Genomic DNA, 3,606 nt, shown 5'->3' on the forward strand with positions numbered 1-3,606 from the left:
CGAAGCCTTTCAGGAAGTCGGTAGGAGGTTCAGCCTCTACGGAACGATGATAACCCTGTCCCTCCTCCTCATAACGGGCTTGGGCAACGCCTACCTCCTCCACGGCGGACTCTCCAAGAGGTCAATCCTTGAGAAGCTCGGGGTCTTTATCCTCATACTCATCGTCTCCCTCGTTCACGACCTCTGGGCTGGTAAGAAAGCCCTCTACTCCGAAAGGCACAGACACTGGGCGAGGTGGCTCGGTCTTCTTAACCTCCTCCTCGGCTTTATAGCTGTCTGGATGGGAGTCAGGATAAGGCTCGGTCTCTGAATTATCATAATATCCTGGAGGTGCTCCCATGATAGAGAAGAGGATGCTCGTTGGAGGAGAGTGGAAGGATTCTCCCCAGAAGATAGAGGTCGTGTATCCCTACACAGGAGAAGTGGTTGGAAGGGTACCCCAGGGAACGGAAGAGGACGTCTTGAGGGCGGTTGAAGCTGCAAAGGAGGGCTTTAGGGAGATATCTTCTCTCACCGCCTACCAGAGGTACGAGATACTCATGAGGGCTGCCCGGATAATAGAGGATAGGGCTGAGGAGTTCGCCCGAACCCTCGTCTATGAGGTGGGAAAGACGATAAGGGAGGCGAGAACGGAGGTCCAGAGAGCTATCCAGACCCTGATCTTCTCAGCAGAGGAGTCAAAGCGCCTGAACGGTGAAACCTTCCCTGTTGATGCCCATCCCAACGGCGTTGGAAAAGTAGGCTTTTACATAAGGGTCCCGGTCGGTATCGTCTCAGCTATAACACCCTTCAACTTCCCCCTGAATCTTTCAATGCACAAGGTAGCTCCCGCCTTAGCCTGCGGAAACGCCGTTATACTCAAGCCCTCCGAAAGAACACCCCTAACACCTCTTATGCTTGCGGAGGTTCTCCTGGAAGCTGGTCTCCCTCCAAAGGCTCTCTCGGTCATACCCGGCTACGGTGATGTGGGCAAGGCTATGACCACCCACCCCGACGTGAGGGTGGTGTCCTTTACCGGAAGCAAGAAGGTCGGGGAGATAATAACGAGGCAGACGGGGATAAAGAGGGTCGTCCTTGAGCTCGGCTCCAACTCAGCCATAGTGGTTCACAAAGACGGGGACCTTGATAAGGCTGTCCAGAGAGCGATAGCGGGCGGATACGCCATAGCGGGGCAGGTCTGCATCTCGGTTCAGCGGGTTTTCGTTCACGAGGACGTCTTTGATGATTTCATCGGGAGGCTCAGGGAGAAGGTAAGGACCCTTCGGGTGGGAGACCCAATGGACGAGAACACCGACGTTGGACCCCTGATAACCGAAGGGGACGTGATGAGGATAAGGGAGTGGATAGATGAGGCTGTTCAGAAGGGAGCAAGGGTAGAGACGGGAGGAGCTCCCCTGAAGGAGAGGACAGCCCTCTTTGAGCCCACGATAATCTCCCTCGTGCCTACCGACACGAAGCTCTTCAAGGAGGAGGCTTTTGCTCCGGTTGTGGTCGTTGACCCTTACAGTGAAATTGAGGAGGCGATAGAGCTCGTCAACGACTCGGAGTATGGACTCCAGCTCGGTGTGTTTACCCAGGACCTGAGGGTAGCCTGGGAGTTTATTAAAAGGGCTGAGGTCGGAGGAGTGCTCATAAACGAGGGACCCACCTTCAGGGTTGACCACCAGCCCTACGGGGGCGTAAAGAACTCCGGCATAGGAAGGGAAGGTCCCAAGTTCGCCGTTGAGGACTACACTGAGATAAAGACTGTTATATTTGATTTAAGCTGAAGGAGGTTTGAGATGAGCGTAAGGCACCAGATGAGACAGAGGGTTGAAAGGCTCTTTAAGCTTATGATAGATGACCCCGACTTCCCAGAGGAGGCTGTCGTTTACGTCGTCTTCGTTCCTCAGGAAGAGGAGTACGAGGAGGAAGATATAGAGGTCTCCGAGCAGGAACTCATCCTTGAGGACAGGGAGAGCGTGAAGAAGTTCCTTGACAGGACGACGAGGGAGGCACTTGAGGCTGATGTGAAGGGTTTGAGACTCGCAGCCTACGTCTTTGAGGCAGGTCAGGAGCTGAAGATAGTGAGCGAGGAGGAGCTCCCTCAGGAGCTTATAAAAACACGTATTGAACGCATGAGAGAGGAGGTATGAGTAGCGCCTGCGTGGTACTTGCAGCGGGTGAAGGCAAAAGGCTCGGCTTGAGGAAGCAGTTCGTTGAAATTCACGGCAAGCCCCTCTTCATGTACTCTGTTGAAAAAGCCCTCAAGCTCTTTGAGGAGGTTATCCTCGTCCTGCCAAAGGATGTCCTTCACAGAGTTCAGGTTCCTCCGGGAGTAAAGAAGGTTGAGGGAGGTAAGGAGAGGCAGGACTCAGTTCTGAACGGGATCCTTGAGACAGAGGCTGATATTGTGGTGGTTCACGACTCAGCGAGACCCCTTGCGAGTGAGGAGATGTTCAGGGAGGTTGCGAACCTCGGGGACTACGACGGAAAGATAGTGGCTGTGCCCTCAAGGGATACCCTCAAGGAGGTCTCCTCCGAGACCGTCCTCAGAACCATAGACAGGTCCCACATATGGCTCGCCCAGACACCTCAGGCTTTCAAAAGGAAGGTTCTGATAGAGTGTCATTTCAGGGCGAGGAACGAAGGCTTCTACGGAACGGACGATGCGAGTCTTCTGGAGAGGTATGGCTACAAGGTAGGCGTTGTCATGGGCTCTTACTGGAACGTCAAGCTAACCTACAGGGAGGATCTCCCCTTTATAGAGAGGCTCTTGGCAAAGGAGGTTTGAGATGAAAGCCCATATTCCCACCGCAGTCCTCTTCCTTCACGCCTTCCCGCTCAGCAAGGATATGTTCACCCATCAGTTCAGAGCGCTGGAGGAGGAGAGGATACCCTACATAGCCCTTGATTACCCCGGCTTCGGAGATGAGCCCCCTTATCCCGGAGAGCTCAGCGTTGAAGTCCTCACAGACTTTGTTGTTTCAAGGATAAACGCCTTCGGCGTTAAGAGGCTGATTCCCGTGGGGGACAGCATGGGCGGTTACATAATGTTTGACCTGTGGAGGCGCTACAGGGATATCGTTCAGGCGTTCGTCTTCGTGGCAACGAGGGCTGAGGCGGACAGCGAGGAGGGAAGGAAGGCGCGCTACCACATCATAGGAAGGGTGAAGGAGGAGGGAACCTCCTTCCTTGTGGACGCCATGCTTGAGAACCAGACCTCCCCCGCAACTAAGGCGGACCCCGATAAGATGAGACAGCTACGCTGTATGATGGAGAGGGCAACACCCGAAGGGGTTATCAAGACGCTGAGAGCCTTAGCGGAGAGGAGGGACAACACAGACCTACTTACGAGCATAGATGTCCCAACCCTCGTGGTTGCCGGAAAGGATGACGAGAGGGTAACACCTCCCGAGGTTGTCAGGAAGATAGCTGAGGGGATAAGAGGTGCGAAGTTCCTTGAGCTGGAGAACTCAGCCCACCTCCCGCCCTTTGAGAACCCCGAAGCCTTCAACAAGGCACTCCTTGACTTCCTGAGGGAGGTCCTGTGAGGAGGTACATATACAGGCTGAGGGAGGACGAGCTCGGAGAGCTCCTCGCCCAAAAACCCGTCCCCGTGGAGGT

The 3,606-nt window shown here is 54.6% G+C and carries 5 protein-coding genes; all 5 read left to right on the plus strand.

Going from position 1 to position 3,606, the window contains the following annotated elements; all coding sequences use genetic code 11:
• The coding region (locus AC1HCM_RS08825; RefSeq protein WP_479461400.1) for a hypothetical protein at positions 1–310 on the plus strand (310 nt) is incomplete at its 5' end.
• Between the two features lie 28 nt (positions 311–338).
• Positions 339–1,769, plus strand: a complete 1,431-nt coding sequence (locus AC1HCM_RS08830; protein WP_479461401.1) for an aldehyde dehydrogenase family protein — start codon at positions 339–341, stop codon at positions 1,767–1,769.
• A gap of 12 nt (positions 1,770–1,781) precedes the next feature.
• Positions 1,782–2,135 (plus strand): hypothetical protein, encoded by a 354-nt coding sequence (locus AC1HCM_RS08835; protein WP_479461402.1) that lies wholly within the window; start codon positions 1,782–1,784, stop codon positions 2,133–2,135.
• The gene (gene ispD, locus AC1HCM_RS08840) at positions 2,132–2,773 is read left to right on the plus strand and encodes a 2-C-methyl-D-erythritol 4-phosphate cytidylyltransferase (protein WP_479461403.1); all 642 of its coding nucleotides are present in this window, start codon (positions 2,132–2,134) and stop codon (positions 2,771–2,773) included. The genes AC1HCM_RS08835 and ispD overlap by 4 nt, the downstream gene beginning before the upstream one ends.
• Position 2,774: 1 nt before the next feature.
• Positions 2,775–3,533 carry an alpha/beta fold hydrolase gene (locus AC1HCM_RS08845; protein ID WP_479461404.1) on the plus strand — a complete coding sequence of 253 codons (759 nt, stop codon included), beginning with the start codon at positions 2,775–2,777 and terminating at the stop codon, positions 3,531–3,533.
• The last annotated feature ends 73 nt before the right edge of the window (positions 3,534–3,606 follow it).

The sequence above is a fragment of the Hydrogenivirga sp. genome (assembly GCF_056450045.1).

What these genes read in the sequence shown, in the direction of transcription:
- AC1HCM_RS08845 (WP_479461404.1), top strand. Translation starts at nt 2,775, where the DNA reads ATGAAAGCCCATATTCCCACCGCAGTCCTCTTCCTTCACGCCTTCCCG.
- AC1HCM_RS08835 (WP_479461402.1), top strand. Translation starts at nt 1,782, where the DNA reads ATGAGCGTAAGGCACCAGATGAGACAGAGGGTTGAAAGGCTCTTTAAG.
- ispD (WP_479461403.1), top strand. Translation starts at nt 2,132, where the DNA reads ATGAGTAGCGCCTGCGTGGTACTTGCAGCGGGTGAAGGCAAAAGGCTC.
- AC1HCM_RS08830 (WP_479461401.1), top strand. Translation starts at nt 339, where the DNA reads ATGATAGAGAAGAGGATGCTCGTTGGAGGAGAGTGGAAGGATTCTCCC.